The sequence below is a fragment of the Pseudomonas sp. DSV-1 genome, assembly GCF_035830915.1.
Taxonomy (GTDB): domain Bacteria; phylum Pseudomonadota; class Gammaproteobacteria; order Pseudomonadales; family Pseudomonadaceae; genus Aquipseudomonas.
Genome location: NZ_JAYMYG010000001.1, coordinates 1,810,181 through 1,834,236, shown reverse-complemented (window position 1 = coordinate 1,834,236; position 24,056 = coordinate 1,810,181). Strand labels below are relative to the sequence as shown.

The window sequence follows — 24,056 nt, the reverse complement described above, 5'->3', positions numbered from 1 at the left end:
TGTCTTGCAAAAGGCTCGCAGCCTTCGTGCCTCGGCAGCGACTACGAACCAGGCGTTTCAAGGCTCCAGCCCGATCCCCCTCAGAATCACGCTGGTAACGGTCTGCAGCGCCCGCTCAAACTGAATGTCGGACAATGGCTGGTGATCGTTGATGATCATCACTTGATGGTCGAAGTCGGCGTAATGCTGGGTGGAAGCCCAGATCATGTACAGCAGGCTGGACGGTTCCACAGGCAGGATTCGCTTGTCCTGCACCCATTGACGGATTTTGGCTTCTTTCATCTTCGCCCAGTCATACAGACTGGCATCCAGCGCCAGACCCAGGGTCGGGGCACCGTGGATCATTTCATTGGCCCAGACCTTCGAGCCATGGGGCCGTGTGCGCGAGTGGTTCATTTTGGCGCGGATATAGCTGCTGAGCACAAGCCGAGGGTCGTCGTAGGTTTCAAAACACAGCGCATCCTGCTTCCACACCTCGAGCAACCCCAGCAATACGGCACTGTAGAGCTCGGTTTTAGTACTGAAGTAGTAGTGCAGGTTTGAGCGTGGCAGCTGGACTTGCGCCGCGATGTCCGCCATTGCCGTTCCGGCAAATCCTTTTTCGGCAAAAATCTTTTCGGCCCCGAGGAGGATTTTTTCGACATTGCTACGCCGAATTTCGATCTTGTGATTGCTCATGCCTGGTGCCCTTGCCGTCGTGCTTCTTTGATGTACGCCGAATGAGCAAATATTTCCTGCACAAAGCGTCGAATAACGCCTACGGCAGCTACGCTTAGGCGAATACGCGACGCTGAACCCGTTTATTGGGCAGCGGGCAACTCAATCACATTGGTTTCAATACCGTCGAGTTTGGGCTTGAGTTTCATTTTTTCCTGGGCTTCAAGTGCTTGAGCCTCAGAAGTAAACGGCCCGATGAGGAAGTGCTGAACACCGCCATTCTCGAAAATGTAAGGAGTAAAACCGTTGTCAAGAAGCCTTCCAGTGGTGTCGGGAATTGTCGCTCTCTGGCCTTCAGTGATCTCGAGCGCCCATTGCGCAACAGGCGCCTGGACCACTGTTGCTTCAGAAGCTGCTTTAGCCCGCTGGATTTTATCGTTAGACTCCTGACCGCAAGCCGTCAAGGCCAATATTGCTGTCATCACGATGACTTTACGCACTGCGTTTCCCCTGTCTGTTTGAATGGGTAGATTTTATCACTGGGACAGCGGCCTTTGCTCTCCTTGAACAAATCCAAAACGCCCCAATTTATGGTACATGCGCAAGAATTTTCCCCTTATAGGGAATCAAACATCTGGCCATGTCGTCTGTAATGAGCGGCGCATTTATACGCACTAAGCAGTATTCTGTAGTCATGACCGAAGCCGCACCGTCTCAGAGACGGGCCTTACAAAGCCATCAAGGAGAAAAAAATGCTGATACTCACCCGTAAAGTTGGTGAAAGCATAAACATCGGTGACGATATTACGATCACTATTTTAGGTGTCAGCGGACAACAGGTCAGAATCGGCATCAACGCGCCGAAAGATGTGGCCGTTCACCGTGAAGAAATTTACCAACGTATCCAGGCTGGATTGAATGCCCCTGAAAAGAACGATCAGCCGTAAGCCTGTGAGGTTTCAGCCCTAGGCTTGAGTGTCAGGGCTGCTCAGCCAGCCCTCCTCAAATCATCCGATACGTGCGCCTGCCAAAGCATCACCCCTCTTCCCTGCAGACCTCTCTCATTGCCAAGAGATATGTCCTGTCGACTTGACCGTTTCAAGGTTAGCGACCACGCTCACTCCTCGCAGAAGGCTCACATCTGAACCACTGCGCGCCAGGGCGTTTGCGTTGTGACGCCTTGAGAAACTCCTCCTCAATTCAGCCCGTCACCGGGCTGGACCTGTACCGTCAAGGAATGAAAGACATGTCCGATTTAATCGTAGTGGGATTTTCAGACACCGAAAAAGCAGATCGCGCCCTCACCAAGATGGTCTCGCTGAGTAAAGAGCACCTGGTAGAGCTGGAAGATGCGGTCATTGTTGTGCGCAATGCCGAAGGCAAAATCCACATCAAGCAAAGCGTGAACCTGACAGCCATTGGGGCGACATCCGGCCTGGTCACCGGCGGCCTGTGGGGCGCATTGGTAGGTCTGCTGTTTCTAAACCCGCTGGCAGGCTTTGCCATCGGTGGCGCGCTGGGCGCTGGCACCGGTGCCCTCTCGGGCTCGCTGAGCGATTACGGGATTGATGACGATTTTATCAAGTCGCTGAGCGAAACGATCCCCAACGATTCCTCGGCCCTGTTCGTCCTGCTGCGCAAGTTCCAGCCTGAAAAAGTCCTGAAGGAACTGGAAGACTCGGACTTCAAGGGCAAGGTATTGCGCACTTCCCTGTCTCCTGAACAAGAGCAGAAGTTGCAGGACGCACTGTCCAAAACCACTTCCGGCGCCACTTTGACCAAAACGATTTAAACCTGCACCGCCCCATTCGACCGCGTTGCGCGGTCGAATGCTTGCCCCTCAGTTCAAGCGCACTGCGGTGCCAGTGGCAAACACCACCAGCATCCCGCCTCGACCTGACGGCATGCTGATTTCAAAATCCAGTCCCACAATGGCATCGGCCCCCATGGCTCTTGCCCTGTCACGGATTTCATCCGTGACCTCTGCCCGCGCTTCCTTCAGGGCTCGCTCCAGCGTCTGAGAGCGCCCGCCAAAAAAGTCGCGCACGCCGGTAAAAAAATCTCGCACCACGTTGATCCCGTGAACCGACTCGGCGCTGACAACGCCCACGTATTCGGTAATTTTTCGGCCATCAATGCTATGAGTGGTGGTAATAATCATCAGCCCGCCCTTTTCCTTTTCTGTTTCAGTGACTTGAAAGGTTACCTTATCGCTGTCCCGATCACTGCTGCTACTGTAGCCAGGGTGAACGGCAGGCTCTTCTAAATACATGACCAAAGGCTACTATGCTTAAAGCAGATGAATCTAAAGACGTAAGAGTTGGGACGCCTCGCTCGGCAAATCTGCACTGCTGACATGAACTCAATGGCTGCGCCAAGCAACTTTTCGACCCCGCTCAAGGAAGCCCGCAATGGTCCAAAGACAAGTCATCAACGCTTCAGTCAGCCCTAAGGGCAGCCTGGAAACACTCTCTCAACGCGAAGTACAACAGCTGAGCGAAGTTGGCTCAGGCACCAGCTACACGCTGTTTCGCCAGTGCGTTCTGGCTATTCTGAACACCGGCGCTCACGTCGATAACGCAAAAACCATCCTTGAAGCCTACCTGGACTTCGAGGTTCGAATTCATCAGCAAGACCGTGGCGTGCGCCTTGAACTGTTAAACGCTCCCGCCGATGCGTTCGTCGATGGCGAAATGATCGCCAGTACACGTGAAATGCTGTTCAGCGCCCTGCGCGATATCGTCTATACCCAGAGCGGCCTCGACAGCCCGCGTATCGACCTGAGCAGTTCGGCCGGCATCACCGATTACGTGTTCCACCTGCTGCGCAACGCCCGCACGCTGCGTCCGGGCGTCGAGCCAAAAATCGTGGTGTGCTGGGGTGGTCACTCGATCAACACCGAAGAGTACAAGTACACCAAGAAGGTGGGCCACGAACTGGGGCTGCGCAGCCTGGATATCTGTACCGGCTGCGGTCCCGGCGTGATGAAGGGCCCGATGAAGGGCGCCACTATTTCCCACGCCAAACAACGCCTGACCGGTGGCCGTTATTTGGGGCTTACCGAGCCGGGCATCATTGCAGCCGAAGCACCGAACCCTATCGTCAACGAACTGGTGATCCTGCCGGATATCGAAAAGCGTCTTGAAGCCTTTGTCCGCGTTGGCCACGGCGTGATCATTTTCCCGGGCGGAGCCGGGACCGCCGAAGAGTTCCTGTACCTGCTCGGGATTCTGATGCACCCGGAAAACAGCGATGTGCCGTTCCCGGTGATTTTGACCGGCCCCAAAGAAGCCGCACCGTACCTGCAGCAACTCCATGAGTTTGTCGGGGCTACCCTGGGTGAAGAAGCCCAAGAGCACTACCAGATCATCATCGACAACCCGGCCGAAGTTGCGCGGCAAATGACTGCCGGGCTCAAGGCAGTGAAGCAGTTCCGTCGCGAGCGCAATGACGCATTCCACTTCAACTGGCTACTGAAAATCGATGAAGGATTTCAGCGTCCGTTCGACCCGACCCACGCCAACATGGCCAGCCTGCAACTGCGCCGCGACATGCCGCCCCACGAATTGGCAATCAATCTGCGCCAGGCTTTTTCCGGGATTGTGTCGGGTAACGTAAAAGAGAAAGGTATCCACCTGATCGAGCAGTATGGCCCGTACGAAATCCACGGCGACGCGGCCATCATGAAGCCGCTGGATAAACTGCTGCAGGCATTTGTCGAGCAACACCGCATGAAACTGCCAGGCGGTGCGGCCTATGAGCCGTGCTATCGAGTCGTAAGCTAACACCCATCCTCAAGGGCCTGCCAAGCGAACGCGTAGCGTCATCACGCACATCGCCTGGCATGCCCGCAGAGGAATCACTTCAAGGGTGCATGTTTTTTCACGGCCTCAATCCAGGCAGGATCCAGCCGGGTCTGCTCGGGGTCGATACCCAGCGCTTCAAGGCGCGCCTTGTGCAGATCCATCTCGAGAACCATCTGGCTCAACGCACTGGAGTTGGCGTCCAGCTGGTACATCTGGCTCACCCCAAGATGATAAAAACGCAGCAACTTCATCGCCGCACTATCCCCAGCCATCACCCCTGCCGTTACGTGATGCATGACGTTGGTCACTTTCATCAGGCTGCGCTTGAGCTGCCAGCCGTACGCGGCAGGCCGCATCCAGGGCTGTGACCAGAAGAGGTAGCGCACCAGCACAATGGTCGTGATCAGGGCCACAATGACTCCCGCCAGGTTCAAGCGAAAATTATCGCCGCCTGCAACGCCCAGCACCATGACCGCCAGCCCGGACAACAGCAACGACAGCGCGACAAACGTCAGCACGATGTACAGGGTGCTACGCCGGGTTTGCTGACGATAAATCTCGGGGTTCATCGGCTGTAATTCAAACATCACTGATCTATGACTCCAACATGGCTAAGGGCAAAGTGCGCGGGCATTATGGACCGATATCGCTGTCTGGCTGACTGAAATAAAACCGGTCAGGCCGTCTGCAATAAACTCAGTGCCTGGCGGTACAGCGCAACACGATGCACCTGGCCATTGAGCCCGCCATTGATAGCCTTCGTGACCCGCTCGAAGTCATCCCCGTCCGCCAGGGCATTTACGTTGCGCGAGTTCCAGTACCAGCCTGCGGACTCAACTGCCCAGTGCCACTCCTGCAATTGTTGCGGGGTGGCCAGTAATCGTTCATCGCCGAACAGTCCAAGGCTGCATTGTTGATAGTTGCTCTTGCCCGTGACCTGGATCAGCCCCCGACCACGATACCGCCAGCCATCTCCCGACGCCTCGGAGCCATTGCCCAGGCGGTCACTGTAGACCCGGTTGGCGATTGCTTCTGGCCTGCGATGCAGCTTCTGCGCGTCACTATTGGGCAGCCGCCGTGCACGGCCGCCGTCCATCACGGTGAGGTATTGGCCAGCCGAATTTTTCTGCGCAAAACGTGAACCCCAGGTCGCGGCCAGACCATCAGCGCTGTAATTGAGGTTTTCGACAAGGACGGTGAAACCTGCACTTTCATGCCCGACCTGAGCTAAAAAGGCGACCATGCGCCTGGGAGTATTGATCTGCCGCTGGCGAGTCATCGCCTGTAGAAAAGGCATATACACATCAACAAATGCAGCGCTTTTTGGAAAAGCCTGCAACATGATTTCACGGGTCAACATGGCTACTTACTCTTAATAAATGAAATTAAAAGTGAACCATTTAAAACTTTTACCGCCTGCCAAATAACTACCACAAGACCAGGGCTACACCTTTTTCAGAACACATCTACAGCTCCATAATATGGCGGATGAAAAGTTCGCATACTTCACAGTTTTACACTCAATAACCGTCCTCAACCAATGACGGGGACCACTCGCCGCGGCTTGACCGACTTATAGGAAAAGCTCGAATAAATCTCCTTGACCGCAGGCAAGGCTTGCAGGACCTCACGGGCAAATTCGCCGAAGGACTCCAGGTCTTTGGCCACAACTTCCAACAAAAAATCATAACGCCCCGAAACGTTATGACAGGCAATGATTTCGGGGATTTCCAGCAAGCGTTGCTCAAAACTCCTGGCCACCTCTTGTGAATGGGACTCCATCATCACGCTGACAAAAGCCGTGACTCCGTAACCCAGTTCCTTGGGCGAAAGAACAGCCTGATAACCCGTAATAATCCCGCTTTCTTCCAGTATTTTTACCCGACGCCAACAGGGCGAAGTCGTCAGCGAAACGCTCTCGGCCAACTCGGCGACGGTGAGTCGGGCATTACCTTGCAGTGCCGCGAGAAGGGCTTTATCCGTTCGATCCAGAGTTGTTGGCATGTTGTGCCCCTAAATATAACTTTGACTGGGTTTTGTTCTAATCCATTCAGTATTTGCAGGTAAATTTGGAATTTTTCACGTCTATTTAAAGCATAGCATTGTAGGAAATATCGGAGAGTTCAGCATGAACGATAAAAACAACAACTTCGGCTTTTCTACCCGCGCAATCCATCACGGGTACAACGCACTGGAGAACCACGGTGCACTGATCCCCCCTGTTTACCTGACGTCGACCTTTGCTTTTGCATCGGTGGAATACGGCGCGGCCTGTTTTGCCGGTGAAGAGAACGGGCATTTCTATACCCGTATTTCCAACCCGACCCTGGCCCTGCTTGAGTCGCGCATGGCGGCGCTGGAAAACGGCGAAGCGGGCGTGGCATTCAGCTCCGGCATGGGGGCGATTGCGGCAACGTTCTGGACCTTGCTCAGGCCTGGCGATGAAATCATCGTCAACCGCACGCTGTATGGCTGCACGTTTGCGCTGCTGCATCACGGCATCGGAGAGTTCGGGGTCGTGGTCAAGCACGTGGACATGTCCAACCCGGCCGACCTCGAAGCGGCCATCAGCCCTGCAACGCGCATGATCTACTTCGAAACCCCGGCCAACCCGAACATGCAACTGGTGGACATTGCTGCGGTTTCAACCATCGCCCATGCACACAACGACCTGCTCGTGGTGATCGACAACACCTACTGTACCCCGTATTTGCAGCGCCCCCTGGAAATGGGGGCAGACGTAGTGGTGCACTCGGCCACCAAGTACCTGAGCGGGCATAGCGATATCACTGCAGGGATGGTGGTCACCCGCCAACACCTGGCCGACCGGATTCGCCTGCAGGGACTGAAGGACCTGACGGGCGCGGTCCTGTCGCCCAATGATGCGCATCTGCTGATGCGAGGCATCAAAACCCTGGCGTTGCGCATGGAGCGCCATTGCAGCAGTGCCCGGATCATCGCGCAGATGTTGGAGGATCACCCCGCCGTGGCATGGGTTGCCTACCCTGGCCTGCCCTCTTTCCCACAATACGCCCTGGCATCCCGGCAAATGAAACTGCCGGGGGGCATGATTGCCTTTGAACTCAAAGGCGGTATGGCCGCAGGTCAGCGGTTCATGAATGCCCTGCAATTGTTCAGTCGTGCAGTCAGCCTGGGAGGTGCCGAATCACTGGCGCAGCACCCTGCGAGCATGACCCACTCCACTTACACCCTTGAAGAGCGGGCACGACACGGTATTTCCGAGGGGCTGGTACGACTGGCCGTGGGGCTTGAGGATGTTGCCGATCTGCTGGCGGATATAGAGCAGGCGCTGAAAATCAATGCTTGAGCTCGCACAATGTAATCAGACGCCAGCAGGGTACATTCGAGATGAGCCCCCCATTAACCCGGCGGAATCGTCGCCAAAATGCCGATACCGATGGTCAGCACCAGAAAGCCGCCCAAAAACCATGCCATTTTGTTCATGAAATTCCCCGTCAAACGTTCGTAATAAAACAGGCGCAGAACATCAGCCGACCACACGCGAGTGTTGCTGTGTACTCACGTCCTCGTCTGTCTCGAAAGGTTGACGGGAATTTTGCGCCGCAAACTGCATACATAACAGTCGCAGATAACGCAAAAAAATACGGATCAGATGCCGGGTAAAACAAAGTGTTCAGGGACAACGCTGCGCTGATACTCGGCCACCACAGCCTGACTGAGGCTCACCACCGCTTCATTCAATTCCAGCCCCGCCCCTGCCCGCCAGCTGGCGTACACCGCAAAGCCCGGTGCAGTTTCGATCCCAAGGGCGATCATCGCGCCGCTTTGCAGCTCGCGGCTGACCAGCACCGGTGGCAAGGCACCGATGCCGAACCCGTCGGCCACCAGTTTGATAATGGCCGCCACCGAGTTGATGCAACTGATGCGCGGGGCCGCAATGTCGTGCTGATGCAAAAAATTGAGCATGTCCTGATGTGGCCGTGACAGGCGAGAGAAGGTCAGCAGCCGCTCCTGACACAAATCAGCCAGGCTCTCGTAATTGCGATCCAGGGCAGCATCCTTGGCAACGATCCAGCTCAGGGGATAACTGGCCAACTTCACATTGCGTACGCCATCGGCGCGCAGCAGGTCTGTTTGAAAGATCAGATCCAGCTGCCCCTTGAGCAGTTGCTCATTCAGGTTCAGCGCCGTATCGGCCGTCAATTCGACCTCGACCTGCGGGTAATCGCGGCTCAGCGCGCTGATCAGATCCCCCAGCCAACTGTGGATGACGGTGTCCATCACCCCGATACGCAAGCGCCCGGCGAAGCTGTCTGCCTGTCCCAGGGATTGAAACAGGCGCTGCTGGGTGGCCAGCATTTCCTCGGCATAACCCAGCACTTGATGGCCTTCACGGGTCAGATTGACCCCACGGGAATCGCGCTGAAACAACTGCACGCCAAGCTCGGTTTCGAGGACTGAAATGCGACTCGATATGGCCGCCTGAGTGCTTGAGAGTTTTTCGGCCGTGAGTCGAAAGCTGCCAAGGCGCGCCACCCAGACGAATGTCAGAAGAAATCGCATGTTCATTTAGGACGCCTCACCCAATCAAAACCAGGGCCGTACTGTAAACCCTTGCCGCAGCCGCAAGCCAGTCGGCTTAAGTCGGTGATTGGTAAAACTTTTTTGTTCAGCGGTGACAACTTTTATTGACTGGACGCATAACCCAAAGCCACCAACCATATCGGCCAATGACGCTCATCGGGCGTCAAAAATAAAAAAACACGCTGAGTCCGGCAGCGTACCGATTTTTCGAAAGTGTGCCTGACCGCTTTCGACTTGCTCTCACCAGCCTGCCCTGGTGCAGCGGCAATCAGCTAAAGGGATTCCCCCCTCATGCAAACCGTCGTAAATCTATGGCCCTTGATTGGCGTGTTCGTCATCATCATTGGCTTTGTGCTGCGCTTCAATCCACTGCTGGTGGTCAGCGCGGCAGCCATCGTCACCGGCCTTGCCGCCAACTTCCCGCTGGAAAAAATCATCAGCGAAATGGGTGAAGGCTTCCTGCAAACCCGCGCCCTGCAATTGATTCTGCTGTTGCCTCTGGCCGTGATCGGCCTGCTCGAACGCCACGGGTTGCGCCTGCATGCGCAAAACTGGATCGCCAGCTTCAAGCGTGCCACCGTCGGGCGTCTGCTGATCATGTATCTGTTTGTGCGCGAGACCACGGCAGCAGTAGGCCTGACCAGTCTGGGCGGGCATCCGCAAATGGTCCGTCCGCTGCTGGCACCGATGGCCGAGGGCGCCGCTGAAAACAAGTACGGCAAGCTGCCTGCCCCGGTACGGCAAAAAGTCCTGGCCATGTGCGCGGCCACCGACAACATCGGCTTGTTCTTTGGCGAAGACGTGTTTGTCGCCTTTGGTGCAATCGCACTGATGCACACCTTCCTGCTGGGTTCGGGGCTTGATGTCGAGCCGCTGCACATTGCGTTCTGGGGCATCCCGACCGCCATTTGTGCCTTTATCGTGCACGCACTGCGCCTGTACCGCTTCGACCTGATGCTGTCACGCAGCATGGACGAAGTTGCCCGCGAAGAAGCTGACGCAACCCGGGAGCTGGCACGATGATTATCTCTATCGAGTACTTCTACTGGCTGGCCGGTGTGCTGTTGATGATCACTGCGGGCATGATCGTGTGTGACCGTACCCATCCGAAACGCTGGACCAGCGGCCTGTTCTGGGCGTTGTTCGCCTTGGTGTTCCTGATTGGCGATCGTCTGTCACCGTTTGTGGTCGGCGTTGGCGTTCTGGTCATGGCCGCCATTGCAGGCATCGGTGGCGTAGGCCGTGGCACTCACGCCGAGTTGCATATCAAGGCTGCGCGGGCCAGTGCCGGGCGCCTGGGCCACAAACTGTTCATTCCGGCCCTGTCGATTCCGCTGGTGACGGTGATTGGTTCCATCCTGCTGAAAAACACCCAGATCGGTGGCGTGCCGCTGCTCGACCCAAAAAACACCACGTTCGTGTCACTGGGCATCGGCTGCATGGTGGCACTGGTCCTGGCGTGCATCCTGACCCGCGACACTCCGCTGCAAGGCTTGCGTGAATCACGACGCCTGACCGAAGCCCTGGGCTGGACCATGGTGTTGCCACAAATGCTGGCCATGCTTGGCCTGTTATTTAACGACGCAGGTGTGGGCACCGCTGTTGCCCATGTCACCACCGCGTACATCAACATGGATTATCGCCTGGTTGCGGTGATGGTCTACGTCCTGGGCATGGCGCTGTTTACCGTGATCATGGGCAACGGTTTTGCCGCATTCCCGGTGATGACCGGCGGTGTCGGCGTACCGGTACTGGTGGGCATCTACGATGCAAACCCGGCGGTCATGGCTGCAATCGGCATGTTTTCCGGCTACTGCGGCACCCTGATGACGCCGATGGCGGCCAACTTCAATATCGTGCCCGTTGCCCTGCTGGAACTGCCGGACAAATACGCCGTGATCAAGGCGCAAATGCCCACCGCGCTGATGATGCTGGTGGTCAATATCGTGCTTCTTTACGTGCTGATGTGAGGACTGTATGCGCACTGTACTGCTGACCGGCTTCGAACCGTTCGACCAAGACACCGTAAACCCGTCCTGGGAGGCCGTGCGCCTTCTGGACGGCACCTCCCATGGCGATGTGCGCATCGTCGGCCGCCAGTTGCCCTGCGCGTTTGCCCTGGCACCCGCACGACTTCACCAGTTACTGGAAGAGTTTGAGCCAGAGCTGGTGATCGCCGTCGGGCTGGGGCCCGGCCGCGCTGACATCTGCATCGAGCGGGTGGCAATCAACATCAACGACGCCCGCATTCCCGATAACCTGGGCGCGCAGCCAATCGACACACCCGTGGTACCGGACGGCCCGGCCGCCTACTTCAGCACCCTGCCCATCAAGGCAATGGTTCGGGCGTTAAAGGAGGCTGGCATTGCGTCTTCGGTGTCGCACACGGCGGGCACCTTTGTCTGCAATCAGGTGTTCTATTGCCTGCAACATGCACTGGCCGGGTCTGCGGTGCGCGCAGGGTTTATCCATGTGCCTGCACTGCCGGAACAGGCGGAGCAATGCGGCGGACCATCCATGGCACTCTCAATCCAGACCGAGGGGCTGCGCATCGCGGTGATCACGGCGCTGGACACCTTCCACGATGTACGGGAAAGCGGCGGTCAGATCAGCTGACAACCCTCAAAACCCCGGCACGATCTGGCCTTTGTAACGGGTCAGGATGAACTCGCGCACTTGCGGCGAGTTCAGTACCCGGGCCAGTTTCTGGATGGCCGGGCTTTGAATGTTGTCCGGGCGTGCGACCAGATACTCGACGTACAGATCCTTGCCCTTCTCCACAATCAACGCACTGTTGGTATCGATGCCCGCTTCCAGGGCGTAGTTGGCAAACACAAACGCCAGATCAACCTGATTCACCGACCTCGCCAGCAACGCGCCTTCCAGTTCGCGGATTTTCAGGTGCTTGGGATTCTCGGCAATATCCCGGGTCGTCGACAGAGAGTTGCCCGGATCCTTGAGTTTGATCAGCCCCGCCTCATCCAGCAGCACCAGGGCACGGCCCGCATTGACCGGGTCATTGGGGATGGCCACCGACGCACCGTCCTTCAACTCGGAGATCTGTTTGATCTTCGTCGAGTAAGCGCCGAAAGGCTCGATGTGCACACCAATCACTGGTACCAGATCGGTGTGACGGGTCTTGTTGAACTCATCCAGGAACGGTCGATACTGGTAGTAGTTGGCGTCGATATTTTTCTCGGCCAGTTGCACGTTTGGCTGGATAAAGTCGCTGAATACCTTGATATCCAGATCAACGCCTTGCTTGGCCAGCTCGGGCTTAACGAACTCAAGAATCTCGGCGTGGGGCACCGGACTGGCGCCCACCACCAGCTTTTCACCGGCGTGAGCCGTGAGGGCAGCAAAAACAGCCGCAAGGGCAACAAGCTTTTTCATGGCAGAACTCCGAACAATATAAATGGGCCGTCTCAGCGACGGCTGTAGTGCAGAACCAGACGGTCACCGCTGACTTGCAGGCCCTGAACCAGCAGGACCAGCAGCGCCACAGTGATCACCATCACGTCAGTCTGAAAACGCTGATAGCCGAAACGAATCGCCAGATCCCCCAGCCCGCCACCACCGATCACCCCCGCCATCGCGGTGCAGTCGACCAGAACAATGGCGGTAACGGTGATAGCTGCAATCAGCCCGCCGCGCGCTTCGGGCAACAAGGTGTGCCGCACCACTTGCCAGGTACTGGCGCCCATTGCCTGGGTGGCCTCCACCACCCCGTGGTCGACCTCACGCAGGGCGCTTTCAACCAGCCGTGCAAAGAACGGCGTGCAACCCACCACCAACGGTGGAATGGCCCCCTTCACCCCCAAAGAGGTGCCCATGAGAAAAGCGGTCAGGGGGATCAGCGCAATCAGCAAAATAATGAACGGCAGGGAGCGGAACATGTTCACCAGCATCGACAGCACCCGGTACACACCGGGTTTGGCGTGAAGTTGCTGTTTGCCGGTCAGGAACATCAAGACCCCCAGGGGCAGGCCCAGCAGAGCGGTAAAAACCAGCGCCACGCCAAGCATGCTCAGCGTGGCAATGCAGGCCTGGCCGATTTCCGGCCAGTTGAGGCTGACCAGCAGCTCGACCATGCTCATGACCAGTCGTGACGTGGAGGGTTGATCCCGTTCAGCAGCCAGTTACCCACCACGTGGTACTTCCAGCGCACCGGGTCATGCAGGGTATGTACGCGAGCATTGCGCCAGTGACGGTCGTGGTTATGGCGGGCCAGCGAAGAGCGCGTACCGCCCAGTTCAAACAGGCGGGTACTGGCTTCCAGGGCAATTTCGGTGGTCAGTACCTTGGCCTTGGCCACCGCCACCGAGGCACGCGCCACACCGTCTTCATCGGGCGCCGCCCGTACGCTGTCCATCACTTTGCCTGCGCGTTCGAGCAAGGCTTCAGAGGCATCCAGCTGGATGCTCAGCCGGCCGATCTGGATGATGGTCAGTGGATCATCACTGGCCTTTTCCAGCCCCGAGTCGATCCAGGGCCTGGCGTGTTCGCGGACAAAAACCAGAGTATCGCGCAACGCCGCACGGGCAATCCCGGCGTCAATGGCGGCCGTGGTGATCTGGGCAAAAGGACCGGCCAGGGTCGGGTTTTCATAGGAGCGGTAGGTTTTGAAGACATTGAACCCGGGCACCCGCAGATCCTGCACCAGCACCGTGCCACTGGCGGTGTTGCGCTGGCCGATGCTCGACCAGTCATCCACCACAGTGAGTCCCGGGCTGTTGCGCGGCACAAAGGCCAGATGCGCCCTGTCTTCGTCATCCAGCGCCAGCACACCCAGCCAGTGAGCATACAAAGAGCCGGTGCAGTAACCCTTGCGACCGTTGACAAGCACCTCATCGCCGTCACGGACAAAGCGCGTCTGGATGTCCTGCACCGTCTTGCCGCCGGTCTCCGAGATGGCATTGGCAAAACGATTGCCCTTGAGCGCCAGGTCAAAAAAGAAAGCCTTTTGTTCTGGCGTCCCTTGCAGGCGGATATCTTCAAGCAGGCAGTAATGGTTCTGCGGGATCTGCCCGAGGGAAGCATCCGCAGCGGAAATAATGGTGATCACTTCGGCCAGCGTGGCGTATGACACCTGCGCGCCGCCGTACTCCCCGGGCACGGTGATGCCCCACAAGCCACTGTTGGAGAACACATCCACCACCTCGGCAGGCACCTGGCGCAGCCGATCACGTTCAGCATCACCCTCCAGCAGAAACGCCGCGACTTTATGGGCGACGTCGATGGCTTCAGCATCCGTGCGGATGACATGGGCATTGGCAACAGAAAGGGGGTACGGGGCATCGGCAGGGGCGTACGACATGGACTTCTCACTCGTTACTCATAATGGGTCGCCAGCAGGAGCGACCGTTAAATGGGTGAGAGCAGAAACCATGCCATCTATTTTATATATAAAAATCAATTACTTACGAAAAACAAGAAACATCCGGAGTTGCCAGGGCAACAGTCTGTGTTGCAACTGTTGCCTGGCCAACACCCTTGGCGGGGTCAAGGTATGACCAATGGTTATCGCCCAATCCACATTCGTCATTGGGCAGCCTCTTCGACAAAAACTACAGTGGCCGCCTGAAGGAGCCTTGAGGGTTCCCTTTTGAGAGAGCTGCGGCGCGATTACCTGATTCGCAGCTGGCACAAAAATCTTGTAGCACTGGCCTGAAGGGACATTGATATGACACGCATCACCGGACAGAACTTTATTGGCGGACACCGCAGCGGTGCTGGCACCGTGCACCTGCAAAGCGTGGATGCCAGCACCGGCGAAGCGCTGCCCTACCACTTTATCCAGGCCACCGAACCCGAAGTGGATGCCGCTGTCAGTGCGGCCAGCGCCGCGTTTCCAGCTTTTCGCAGCTTGCCCGCCACCCGAAGGGCCGAGTTCCTGGAGGCCATTGCCGAAGAAATTGACGGGCTGGGCGACGATTTCATCGCCATTGTCTGCCGCGAGACTGCCTTGCCAGCTGCGCGCATCCAGGGCGAACGCGGGCGCACCAGCGGGCAAATGCGCCTGTTTGCCAACGTGCTGCGCCGTGGTGATTTTTACGGCGCGCGCATCGATCAGGCGCTGCCTGACCGCCAGCCTTTGCCCCGTGCAGATCTGCGTCAGTGCCGAATGGGCGTAGGGCCGGTGGCCGTGTTCGGGGCCAGTAACTTCCCGCTGGCCTTCTCCACGGCTGGCGGTGATACCGCTTCGGCACTCGCGGCCGGTTGCCCGGTGGTGTTCAAGGCTCACAGCGGGCACATGGCAACCGCTGAATGGGTGGCGCTTGCCATTGTGCGCGCCGCCGAGCGCACCGGCATGCCTGGCGGTGTGTTCAACATGATCTACGGTGCGGGGGTGGGCGCTGTGCTGGTCAAGCATCCCGCGATTCACGCTGTCGGCTTTACCGGTTCCCTGTCCGGAGGCCGTGCCCTGTGCGACATGGCCGCAGCAAGACCCCAGCCGATCCCGGTTTTTGCCGAGATGTCGAGCATCAACCCGGTGCTGGTCTTGCCTCAGGCGCTGCTTGCCCGCGGCGAGCAGATTGCACGGGAGCTGGGCGGTTCGGTGATGCTGGGCGCAGGCCAGTTCTGCACCAGCCCGGGCCTGGTGCTGGGTATCCGCTCACCCGGGTTCAGTGCCTTTGTCCAGGCACTCAGCCAGTTCTTCAACGCTCAGGCCCCACAGACACTGCTCAATGCCGGGGGCCTGGTCAGTTACAGCAAAGGTATCCAGCGCCTGGCAGGGGTCGATGGTATCCGCCACCTTGCAGGCGCGCCGCAACAAGGCAATCAGGCCAGCCCGCAGTTGTTCCAGGCCAATGCCAGCCTGCTGATCGATGGCGCCGAGGTGTTGCAGGAAGAGGTCTTCGGACCGACCACCCTGGTGGTCGAAGTCGCGGACAAGGCGCAGTTGATGCAGGCATTGCATAGCTTGCATGGCCAACTGACCGCCACGCTGATTGCCGAGCCCGCTGACTTGCAGGCGTTCGCCGAGGTCGTGCCGGTGCTTGAACACAAGGCCGGACGGTTACTGCTCAACGGTTACCCGACCGGCGTCGAGGTGTGCGATGCGATGGTTCACGGCGGGCCTTATCCGGCGACATCCGATGCCCGTGGCACCTCGGTGGGCTCGCTGGCCATCGACCGCTTCCTGCGCCCGGTGTGCTACCAGAACTATCCGGACAGCCTTTTGCCGGACGCGCTTAAAAACACCAACCCGCTGGGTATCCAGCGCTTGCTTGACGGCAAGCACAGCCGCGACGCACTGGCCAGCTGATCTGCGCGGGCCCCGTAATGGGGCCCTGCGTACAGGTCCGTCAGGCAATGTAATTTCATCTAAAGATCAATTTGTAGCCGCTGACGAGGTACGAGGCTGCGATAAGGACCGCAGGGCCTTCAAAAGCCGGGACACTTCGCGGTCCATCGCAGCCTCGTACCTCGTCAGCGACTACAACACGTAGTTCCGCGATATCAGGCAGTGCGGACCCAGGTGATTTCTGCCCTCAGGCCGCCGCGCATTATTAAACCCCCTCAAACTTGAACGCCGGAGTGACCTGAAAGCGGCTTGAGACCTCCCCGGAGTAAATGGTGCTTTGGTCCGGGCCCAGTTTCAGCTTTTTGACGGTGCCCGTTGCCTTTGAAAAATCGACCTTGTTCAAGTCCACCCAAAACGTGTTCGGGGTGACGGCCGATTCGAAAAAGTACAACCCCTGCTTGTGATCGATCACGGAGCGCCAGCGGGTCGAGGATATGTTCGGCTCGCCGGGCGTGGTAATGCCGTACGGTACTGAAACGTTGCGGATCACGCTGAATACGCTGGCCAGTGACAAGCGCGCGTCCTGATTCTTTGGCACCGCATTGACGTAAAAAGACGCCCGGGCAAAGCGGTCTGCAGAACGATTGGTGCCGGGGAGCATCACCGTCCCGCCAATGGATTGCCAATACGCATTCATTGCCAACTGCGCATCGAACGCAGGGGAGTTGGTCATGACCTGATAGCTGCGGTCGTGGTGAATCACTTGCTTGCCATCGATAAACTCAATGATCGCGCTGTCGCCCGAGGCATCGGACATTGAGAGGTGCAGCGTTGCCAAACGACTTTCACCCGGCACATTGGCGGTGACAACGGTGAAGGGTTCGGTCTTGAGTACATCGACCGCTTCGGCAACGGTGCTGAAGTTGTCCAGGACATACTGGGCCCAGGCAGAAATGCTCAACCCGGGTTTGTCTTTATTGACCGGCGGATATTCAGACTCCACCAGCCACAGCAGGTTTGCCGACAACCCGGCTTCGTTGACCCCGTCAGTGGTTGAAATGTCGTAGCCCGTGGCAATCACACTGCCGTATCTGGACGTCCACTTCAGCGAGCCCGGCCCTGCCTCCCCGGTGCGCTGCATACCCTGGGGGAAGATCCACAGATTGGTTGCCACGTCTGTCTTCCAGTCCATGGACCGCGCCGTGATCACCGTGTCGTTGTCACCCAGATAAACCAGACGGGTGCAGGCATTGGCGACCGGCAACGCGAGCATGAAGCCTGCCAGTGCCAACGTCAGATGTTGGGTGTGTTTGAGCAACTTCATTCACTTGAATCCTCAATACGGGTTTAGAAGCGCATGGACAAGCCAAGTACCGGGCCGCGCTGGGTCACGTCGTACTTGAACTTGTTGCCGGTAAAGTCGGTGGTTCGATAGTCCTGAGCCAGCACCCGATAACCGACGCGAATGATCGTGGGGTGATCCGCCAGGAACATCCGGTAACCCAGATACCCTTGGGCGTTCCAGGTTTTTTTGGAGGATGTATCCAGCCCGCCGGTGTCGGCTTCGCCGGAGAGCAGCCAGCGGTCCGTCAGGTCGGCCTGCATGCGCAAGCCCACGAACGGGTCTGTCCACTCGGTTTTTTTCTTGGTGCTGAAACCCACAGAGTCGACGCTCAGTTTTGTCGACAGCTTGGTCCAGCGCACACCGACCGTGGGCTCAACGCGCCAGGCGCGAGGTTCGCCAAATATCGTGGAGCCGCCAAACTCATACTCATAGACACGGTAATACGCACCCACCGCAAGGGTGCTTTGGGCGATTGCCAGACCTACCTTGCGCCCGAACACCCTCTCGGACTGGTGGGTTTTCGCGTAGACGCCATCGACATAAAACCCCAGCGTGCGATTGGTCAGTTCCAGATTACCCATGAAAACCGAACTCAAATTTTCCATCACATCCGAGAACGGTACATCCACTTTTGTATTGACCCCGCCAAGCGCCGCTTGCCCGCTCATTGACGGAGCCCACACAAAGGGGCTCGCCAACAACAACCATTCCGAGTCACGGGTACTGGTGGTTGCTGGCGGCTCACTCCCTTGCGCCATCTGCAGGAAAAACACCAGCGGCAACGCCGCAGACGCACATCTGACAGTCTGTTTTCTCATTGCCCTGATTAACCGGTCATGGATTCAACCAGTAGGTATAGCAGGTATCCCCTGAAAATCTGCTGTCAGGTGCAGTCATTGCCGGCGCCAATAAGTCTTTACCCCATAAGGCATTTACAAAAACCAGCGATATTCCCGGGCACTGATTTCTTGCATGAAAGCCAAATGGTCCTGACGCTTGTTCTCGCAGTAAACATCGACAAATTCGCCGCCCAAGCCTTCGCGCAACTGAGGCTGGTGCTGCATGCCCCGCACGGCTTCAAGCATCTCAAGCGGGAAAGCGATACCGCTGTTGCGGTCTTCGTTAAGCGGCAAAATCGGCTCTTTACCCGCCTCAAGCCCATGCTCCAACCCGACCAGAATCGCCGCCAGCACCAGATAGGGGTTGGCATCGGCGCCCGCAAGGCGATATTCGATCCGCAGGTTTTTTGCATCAGACTCCGGAATCCGCAAGCAGGCATCCCGGTCTTCATAACCCCAACTGGCCTGGGTAGCGATATTGGTCGTGCCGCCCAGTCGGCGAAACGCGTTCTGGTTGGGAGCAAAAATCGGCATGCTCGCGGGCAATAATGCCAGGCAACCCGCAACGGCATGCCGCAGCGGCTGCTGCTGATTGAGTGCCAACAGGTTGTTGCCGTCAGCGTCATACAGGCTGACATGCACATGCATGCCGCTGCCAGGATGCTGCAGATAGGGCTTGGCCATAAAGCTGGCGCGATAGCCGTGCTTGAGGGCAACGCCCCGGGTGCTGCGACAAAACAGGGCCGCCCAGTCCGCCGCACGTAAACCGTCGTCGAGATGACCAAAATTGATTTCGAATTGCCCCGGCCCCAGTTCGGCCGTGATCACGGTTGCCTCGATCCCTTGGGCCTGCGCCGCATCGACCATGTCATCAAGCACTGGAGAAAAGCGCGACAAGCGTTCGATGTGCATATTGGGCTGGTCATCGGCATCGTCGCTCAACGGATCACGAGGAAACTGCACCAGCCCCTCACGCAGTTGCTTGTCGAACAGGTAAAACTCCAGCTCGAACGCCACCACCGGGTGAATGCCCTTTCGCGCCAGTCGGGCCAACACCTGGGCGAGGACTTCCCGGGGCTCGAAGACAATCGGTTTTTCGGTGCCATCGGAGGTAATCAGCATCTGGCCCAGCGGCTTGCCTTCCCAGGTCACCGGCTTGAGCGTGCCTGGCACCAGGCGTCGGACGGCATCCGGGTCGCCGTCGTTGAAGCAGTAGTCGCCAATTTTGAACAGCCCGCCCTGTACACCCAGTAACACGCAGTTTTGCGGCAATTTGAGCACGCTGCCCGCCGCCACTTTTTCAAGCATGTCGATGGGGTAGCGCTTGCCGTAGAAATGCCCGGGAATATCCAGGGAAATCAGATCGACATAACGCACCTCGGGGTTGTGCTGGCGAAAGGCACGCACTTCGGCCAGCAAATCGGAGCATGCAGCATCCATCATGGGAGTTCCTTTATTGTTATCAGGTGTAGACCCACAGCACTCGCGTGAGCTGCGATGTCAGGTTGGCGTAGCGACAGCGCGTGTGGCTGTCGAACTGAAAACTGTCCCCGGCGTACAGGGTGGCGGGCTCATCATCGTCGCCCAGCCACAGGGTCAATTGACCTTCGATCACGTAGCCGCCCTGCTCCGAGCTGTCCGTCATATGCCGCTCGCCGCTGTTGGCGCCAGCTTCCAGCAGACTCTCGAGCATGGAGAACGAGGCGCGGATTTTTGGCGAGACCAGAATGTCGGTAATTCCGTTGCCCAGATACAACGTGCGGCGCTCATCGGGGCGGGTCACCCAGGGCAACTGTTTGGGTTTTGGCAGGCTGTAGAAATAGGTGGTCGGCACGCCCAGGGTTTCGCTGATCGCTGTCAGGTCGGCCACTGTCGGCTGCGATATCCCGCGTTCGACCTGGGACAAAAAACCCACCGAGCGGCCGATTTTGTCCGCCAGTTCCTTGAGGGTGTATTTCTTGTGTTTGCGCAGGTCGTGGATAAGGATCGCCAACGCGGCCATCTCTTCTTGCTTGTTCATCCCGGGCCGCCGTGAAATTTTAGTAATTTAATTTCATGAAAAATTACAGGTTAAATTTCACAAGTGCAAGGCAGTTGCTCTGCTCGCATCCGCCAACGTCTTCACAGGGGAGTTTTGTTCAATACGTCAAAGTGCCCGCCCATTAACCTTCTGGCACACCCCTGAACGGAGCACAGTAACGATGAGCGTGTTGATTTCGATGGCGGCGTTTGCCCTGGCAGCATCCATCTCACCCGGACCGGTCAATGTCGTCGCCCTGAGTTCCGGCATGCAGTTTGGCCTGGGCCCCAGCCTGCGCCATGTGCTGGGCGCAACGGTCGGTTTTGTCGTGCTGCTGCTGTTTACCGGTTTCGGCCTGCATGAAGTGCTCAAGCAGTGGCCGATACTGACCGACCTGATTCGCTGGGCAGGCATGGCCTTCCTGCTTTACCTGGCCTGGAAGCTGGCGATGGATAACGGCCGGATCGAGTTCGAGGGTGACACGCAACACCCCTCATTTTTAAAAGGCGCGGCCATGCAGTGGCTCAACCCCAAGGCCTGGCTGGCTGCTGTTGCGGGCATGGGCGCCTTTGTCGCCGGCGGTGAGGCCGTGCTGATCTGGTCGTTCGCGCTGATCTACTTTGTCGTCTGCTACGCGTCCGTGGCTTGCTGGGCCTGCACCGGGGCATTCCTGAGCCGTTATCTGCGCAGCGCCAGGCGCATTCGCCTGTTCAACCGCAGCATGGCGGCCATGCTGGCGGGCTGTGCGGTCTCTTTGCTGTGGTTTTAAGTCTTGTACTGGCCGGGCGTGGCGGCGAGATATTTTTTGAATACCCGCTGAAAATGCGCCTGATCGGCAAAGCCGGTCTGATGAGCGATATCGGCGATCAACGCACCTTCGCGCAACTGCGTCTGCGCATGTTGAATCCGCCGGTTGATCAGATAGGCGTGGGGCGTCATGTGGTAACGCTGCTCGAATGCGCGAATCAGGTAAGCCTCTGACAGGCTGGCAGCTTCACAGATGTCCTGCAGTCGAATCGTGCGCAGGAAATGCGCATCAATATAGTCGGCGGCCCGCTCCACCCGCACATTGGCGCTCTTGCGCAGCGCCACCGAACCGCCCAGCTCTTGCTGCATCGACGAAAAAAACAGGATCGCCGCCTCATGCTTGGCCAGCACCTCTAGCCGAGGGTCGACCAGTTGTGCATAGAGGGCGGTCAGGCCGTTGAACAATGCTGGGGATTGGGTGTGAGTGGCCGCGACGGGATGAAACACCCCGCTGGCATCCGCCTCAAAACCGTGCTGAATACCTGCCAGCCAGTGGGCATCGACATACAACATCACGTATGACCACAGCTGATCCTCGACCGGATTACAGGCATGAACATCCCCCGGATTCATCAGCACCACCGTACCTGCGCTGATGGTGTGGGAGGTTTTTTCATGCAGGTAATTGCAGCAACCTGAAGTGATCGCACCGATTGAAAATATCTCGTGAGAGTGCCGCGCATAGCAGACCTTGCGGCCATCGGCGATTGAGCGCGCCTCGATAAAAGGCAACTGCGCATCCCTCCAGAATTTCGGAGTTGCGCAGCCTGGATCGACGGCAAGGGTACTGACCTGATTGCTTGCGGGCATGGTATCGGGACCGGGAAGATCATGGGCCACGATGGATTTCACGGCCTTTGTCTGCCTGCCAGCCTAGCACTTGAAGCTAGGTCACACGAATGACAACCTTGCCTTTGGCCCGGCCTTGCTCGACATAACTCAACGCCTGCGCTGTGTCGTTGAACTCAAACATCCGGTCAACCACTGGTTTGATCACACCAGACTCAATCAGCGCGCTGATTTCACGCAACTGCTCGCCATTGGCCCGCATGAAAACAAATGAATAACTCACACCCTGCTTGCGGGCTTTGCGGCGGATGCCATAGCTCAGAAGGCCCATGACCTGCTGCAACCCCCAGTTCAGCCCCTGAGCCTTGGCAAACTGCGCAGTAGGTGGGCCGGAGATCGAAATCAGCCTGCCTCCCGGTTTCAGCACCTTGAGGGATTTTTCGAGGGTGCCAGCGTCAAGGCTGTTCAGCACCACGTCGTAGTCGTGCAGTAACGTGTCGAAGTGCTGCTGCTTGTAGTCGATCACAACATCGGCCCCGAGGGCCTTCACCCATTCAACGTTGCGGGTGCTGGTGGTCGTGGCCACGAAAGCGCCCAAGTGCCTGGCCAACTGAATGGCAATACTGCCCACCCCGCCGGAACCTGCGTGAATGAGCACCTTCTGCCCTTTTTTCAGTTGCGCGGTTTCTACCAGCACCTGCCAGGCCGTCAGCGCGACCAAAGGGATGGACGCTGCCTGCGCCATGTCGAGGTTGACGGGTTTAAGCGCAAGCGCATCCTGGGACACCGCAATAAGCTCAGCGAAAGTCCCCATGCTGTCCTCGCTGGGACGTCCATAGACCTCGTCTCCCGGCTTGAACTGACGCACATTGTCGCCCACACGCAGCACCACGCCCGCCAGATCGTTACCCAGAACCAGCGGGAACCGATAGGGCAGGATCAGTTTGAACTCGCCCTTGCGGATTTTGGAGTCCAGCAGATTGACGCTGGCGGCATGCACCTTGACCAGTACTTCGTCGGGTCCAACGTCAGGGTCGGGCAAGTGCCCTATCCGTCCAGTGTCCTTGCCATATCCAACGATAAAAAAAGCTTTCATAGCAGGCGGCTCCGGGTTGAGGCACCGAGCGGCAACTGCCTCCGGTGCGGCAACCCCGCATCAATCAGTTTTTATAGCGATCGGCAGCATGGGCCATCCGCAGATCCCCCAGCAGCGCCTGACGGGCGCCGTCCAGCGCATCCCAACGGGCAGCGTCATGCAAAGGCGGAATGGTCACTCGCTCACGGCGGTCGAAACCGACCAGCGCGGCATCGACCAACTCACCCACCTCCATCACCTCAGGCAGGACGTTGATATCGATACCTGCGCGCTCCCAGATTTCGGTGCGGGTTGCGGCAGGCAAAACCGCCTGGACATAAACCCCCTTGGGCGACAACTCGTGACTCAACCCTTGTGACAGCAACTGCACAAACGCCTTGGTTGCAGCGTAGACCGACTGGCCGAACTCAGGCGCCAGGCCTACGACCGAACCTATATTGACGATCGCCCCCTCACCGGCCTGCACCAGCCGTGGCGCAATCGCGCTGGCCAGTCGCGTCAGCGCAACAGTGTTGAGCGCAATAATCGTCGTGAGGCTCTGTGCTGTCTGCTCCAGAAAACCACCCGACTGGGCAATGCCCGCATTGTTGATCAGGATGCTTATGCTGGAGTCGTCACGCAGCCGCGCTTCAACCACCTCCAGATCACTGGATTGGGTCAGGTCTGCCTGCAACACATCGACGGCAACACGGTATTGCTGGCGCAAGTGTGTCGCCAGGGCTTCCAGTCGCGCCTTGTCGCGGGCAACCAGCACCAGATCGTGGCCACGGCGAGCAAAGCGCTCGGCATAGGTCGCCCCGATACCGCTGGAAGCGCCCGTGATAAGGACTGAGGAATGAGTAGTCATGGAGGCGCTCTCTCAAGAATAAATCCAGCCGCGGG

Annotated in this window: 27 protein-coding genes; 9 read left to right on the top strand and 18 right to left on the bottom strand. The window is 57.9% G+C overall.

Going from position 1 to position 24,056, the window contains the following annotated elements:
- Positions 1-57 precede the first annotated feature (57 nt).
- Both VSQ83_RS08710 and VSQ83_RS08705 read right to left on the bottom strand, forming a co-directional pair.
- A complete protein-coding gene (locus tag VSQ83_RS08710) occupies positions 58-678 on the bottom strand; it encodes a TetR/AcrR family transcriptional regulator (protein ID WP_133078216.1) in 621 nt (206 codons plus the stop codon).
- A gap of 122 nt (positions 679-800) precedes the next feature.
- The gene (locus VSQ83_RS08705; RefSeq protein ID WP_133078215.1) at positions 801-1,157 is read right to left on the bottom strand and encodes a hypothetical protein; all 357 of its coding nucleotides are present in this window, start codon (positions 1,155-1,157) and stop codon (positions 801-803) included.
- Positions 1,158-1,409: 252 nt separating this feature from the next.
- Here VSQ83_RS08705 and csrA point away from each other — a divergent pair, with 252 nt between their 5' ends.
- Entirely contained in the window at positions 1,410-1,604 is a 195-nt protein-coding gene (csrA, locus tag VSQ83_RS08700) for a carbon storage regulator CsrA (RefSeq protein WP_019828915.1), read from the top strand.
- Between the two features lie 299 nt (positions 1,605-1,903).
- The gene (locus tag VSQ83_RS08695; protein WP_133078214.1) at positions 1,904-2,449 is read left to right on the top strand and encodes a DUF1269 domain-containing protein; all 546 of its coding nucleotides are present in this window, start codon (positions 1,904-1,906) and stop codon (positions 2,447-2,449) included.
- 48 nt (positions 2,450-2,497) lie between these two features.
- On the opposite strand, the gene VSQ83_RS08690 is transcribed toward VSQ83_RS08695, so the two are convergent.
- A complete protein-coding gene (locus VSQ83_RS08690; RefSeq protein ID WP_133078213.1) occupies positions 2,498-2,818 on the bottom strand; it encodes a YbjQ family protein in 321 nt (106 codons plus the stop codon).
- Positions 2,819-3,068: 250 nt separating this feature from the next.
- Between VSQ83_RS08690 and ppnN the strand changes: the two genes are divergently transcribed.
- Complete coding sequence (ppnN, locus tag VSQ83_RS08685) at positions 3,069-4,442, top strand: nucleotide 5'-monophosphate nucleosidase PpnN (protein WP_133078212.1); 1,374 nt, start codon at positions 3,069-3,071, stop codon at positions 4,440-4,442.
- A gap of 74 nt (positions 4,443-4,516) precedes the next feature.
- Here ppnN and VSQ83_RS08680 read toward each other — a convergent pair whose 3' ends face one another.
- From VSQ83_RS08680 to VSQ83_RS08670, 3 genes are all read right to left on the bottom strand, one after another.
- Complete coding sequence (locus VSQ83_RS08680) at positions 4,517-5,050, bottom strand: DUF3087 family protein (protein ID WP_326426049.1); 534 nt, start codon at positions 5,048-5,050, stop codon at positions 4,517-4,519.
- 89 nt (positions 5,051-5,139) lie between these two features.
- Positions 5,140-5,823 (bottom strand): glycoside hydrolase family 19 protein, encoded by a 684-nt coding sequence (locus VSQ83_RS08675; protein WP_326426047.1) that lies wholly within the window; start codon positions 5,821-5,823, stop codon positions 5,140-5,142.
- A gap of 173 nt (positions 5,824-5,996) precedes the next feature.
- Positions 5,997-6,467, bottom strand: a complete 471-nt coding sequence (locus VSQ83_RS08670; RefSeq protein ID WP_219261289.1) for an Lrp/AsnC family transcriptional regulator — start codon at positions 6,465-6,467, stop codon at positions 5,997-5,999.
- A gap of 124 nt (positions 6,468-6,591) precedes the next feature.
- Here VSQ83_RS08670 and VSQ83_RS08665 point away from each other — a divergent pair, with 124 nt between their 5' ends.
- Positions 6,592-7,791 carry a methionine gamma-lyase gene (locus tag VSQ83_RS08665; protein ID WP_326426045.1) on the top strand — a complete coding sequence of 400 codons (1,200 nt, stop codon included), beginning with the start codon at positions 6,592-6,594 and terminating at the stop codon, positions 7,789-7,791.
- Positions 7,792-7,844: 53 nt separating this feature from the next.
- Here the strand turns inward: VSQ83_RS08665 and VSQ83_RS08660 are convergent, their stop codons facing one another.
- Complete coding sequence (locus VSQ83_RS08660) at positions 7,845-7,985, bottom strand: hypothetical protein (protein WP_019828905.1); 141 nt, start codon at positions 7,983-7,985, stop codon at positions 7,845-7,847.
- A 108-nt stretch (positions 7,986-8,093) separates the two neighbouring features.
- Positions 8,094-9,014 carry a LysR family transcriptional regulator gene (locus VSQ83_RS08655; RefSeq protein WP_133078207.1) on the bottom strand — a complete coding sequence of 307 codons (921 nt, stop codon included), beginning with the start codon at positions 9,012-9,014 and terminating at the stop codon, positions 8,094-8,096.
- A gap of 306 nt (positions 9,015-9,320) precedes the next feature.
- Here VSQ83_RS08655 and VSQ83_RS08650 point away from each other — a divergent pair, with 306 nt between their 5' ends.
- The 3 genes from VSQ83_RS08650 to pcp are packed head-to-tail and all read left to right on the top strand — an operon-like array spanning position 9,321 to position 11,645.
- Positions 9,321-10,052 carry a DUF969 domain-containing protein gene (locus VSQ83_RS08650; RefSeq protein WP_219261286.1) on the top strand — a complete coding sequence of 244 codons (732 nt, stop codon included), beginning with the start codon at positions 9,321-9,323 and terminating at the stop codon, positions 10,050-10,052.
- Positions 10,049-10,999 carry a DUF979 domain-containing protein gene (locus VSQ83_RS08645; protein WP_219261285.1) on the top strand — a complete coding sequence of 317 codons (951 nt, stop codon included), beginning with the start codon at positions 10,049-10,051 and terminating at the stop codon, positions 10,997-10,999. The genes VSQ83_RS08650 and VSQ83_RS08645 overlap by 4 nt, the downstream gene beginning before the upstream one ends.
- A 7-nt stretch (positions 11,000-11,006) precedes the next feature.
- Positions 11,007-11,645, top strand: coding sequence for a pyroglutamyl-peptidase I (gene pcp, locus VSQ83_RS08640; protein WP_133078204.1), 639 nt, complete (start codon positions 11,007-11,009; stop codon positions 11,643-11,645).
- A 6-nt stretch (positions 11,646-11,651) separates the two neighbouring features.
- Here the strand turns inward: pcp and VSQ83_RS08635 are convergent, their stop codons facing one another.
- The 3 genes from VSQ83_RS08635 to VSQ83_RS08625 are packed head-to-tail and all read right to left on the bottom strand — an operon-like array spanning position 11,652 to position 14,346.
- The gene (locus VSQ83_RS08635; RefSeq protein WP_326426042.1) at positions 11,652-12,422 is read right to left on the bottom strand and encodes a MetQ/NlpA family ABC transporter substrate-binding protein; all 771 of its coding nucleotides are present in this window, start codon (positions 12,420-12,422) and stop codon (positions 11,652-11,654) included.
- 32 nt (positions 12,423-12,454) lie between these two features.
- Positions 12,455-13,120, bottom strand: a complete 666-nt coding sequence (locus VSQ83_RS08630; protein ID WP_219261463.1) for a methionine ABC transporter permease — start codon at positions 13,118-13,120, stop codon at positions 12,455-12,457.
- Between the two features lie 2 nt (positions 13,121-13,122).
- Complete coding sequence (locus tag VSQ83_RS08625) at positions 13,123-14,346, bottom strand: SfnB family sulfur acquisition oxidoreductase (protein WP_133078202.1); 1,224 nt, start codon at positions 14,344-14,346, stop codon at positions 13,123-13,125.
- Between the two features lie 366 nt (positions 14,347-14,712).
- Here VSQ83_RS08625 and VSQ83_RS08620 point away from each other — a divergent pair, with 366 nt between their 5' ends.
- The gene (locus VSQ83_RS08620) at positions 14,713-16,299 is read left to right on the top strand and encodes an aldehyde dehydrogenase (NADP(+)) (RefSeq protein WP_326426039.1); all 1,587 of its coding nucleotides are present in this window, start codon (positions 14,713-14,715) and stop codon (positions 16,297-16,299) included.
- Positions 16,300-16,543: 244 nt separating this feature from the next.
- On the opposite strand, the gene VSQ83_RS08615 is transcribed toward VSQ83_RS08620, so the two are convergent.
- The 4 genes from VSQ83_RS08615 to VSQ83_RS08600 all read right to left on the bottom strand — a co-directional run bounded on the left by VSQ83_RS08615 (position 16,544) and on the right by VSQ83_RS08600 (position 20,482).
- Positions 16,544-17,602 (bottom strand): linear amide C-N hydrolase, encoded by a 1,059-nt coding sequence (locus tag VSQ83_RS08615; RefSeq protein WP_326426037.1) that lies wholly within the window; start codon positions 17,600-17,602, stop codon positions 16,544-16,546.
- A gap of 23 nt (positions 17,603-17,625) precedes the next feature.
- The gene (locus VSQ83_RS08610; protein WP_374105691.1) at positions 17,626-18,441 is read right to left on the bottom strand and encodes a hypothetical protein; all 816 of its coding nucleotides are present in this window, start codon (positions 18,439-18,441) and stop codon (positions 17,626-17,628) included.
- Positions 18,442-18,555: 114 nt separating this feature from the next.
- Positions 18,556-19,902, bottom strand: coding sequence for a glutamine synthetase family protein (locus VSQ83_RS08605; RefSeq protein ID WP_133078266.1), 1,347 nt, complete (start codon positions 19,900-19,902; stop codon positions 18,556-18,558).
- A 22-nt stretch (positions 19,903-19,924) separates the two neighbouring features.
- Positions 19,925-20,482 carry a helix-turn-helix domain-containing protein gene (locus VSQ83_RS08600; protein WP_133078199.1) on the bottom strand — a complete coding sequence of 186 codons (558 nt, stop codon included), beginning with the start codon at positions 20,480-20,482 and terminating at the stop codon, positions 19,925-19,927.
- 181 nt (positions 20,483-20,663) lie between these two features.
- Here VSQ83_RS08600 and VSQ83_RS08595 point away from each other — a divergent pair, with 181 nt between their 5' ends.
- The gene (locus VSQ83_RS08595) at positions 20,664-21,251 is read left to right on the top strand and encodes a LysE family translocator (RefSeq protein ID WP_133078198.1); all 588 of its coding nucleotides are present in this window, start codon (positions 20,664-20,666) and stop codon (positions 21,249-21,251) included.
- On the opposite strand, the gene VSQ83_RS08590 is transcribed toward VSQ83_RS08595, so the two are convergent.
- The 3 genes from VSQ83_RS08590 to VSQ83_RS08580 form a co-directional block, all read right to left on the bottom strand.
- A complete protein-coding gene (locus VSQ83_RS08590; protein WP_326426036.1) occupies positions 21,248-22,099 on the bottom strand; it encodes an AraC family transcriptional regulator in 852 nt (283 codons plus the stop codon). The genes VSQ83_RS08595 and VSQ83_RS08590 overlap by 4 nt on opposite strands.
- 76 nt (positions 22,100-22,175) lie before the next feature.
- Positions 22,176-23,174, bottom strand: a complete 999-nt coding sequence (locus VSQ83_RS08585; RefSeq protein WP_326426035.1) for an NADP-dependent oxidoreductase — start codon at positions 23,172-23,174, stop codon at positions 22,176-22,178.
- Between the two features lie 64 nt (positions 23,175-23,238).
- Positions 23,239-24,021 (bottom strand): SDR family NAD(P)-dependent oxidoreductase, encoded by a 783-nt coding sequence (locus VSQ83_RS08580; protein ID WP_326426033.1) that lies wholly within the window; start codon positions 24,019-24,021, stop codon positions 23,239-23,241.
- Between the last annotated feature and the right edge of the window lie 35 nt (positions 24,022-24,056).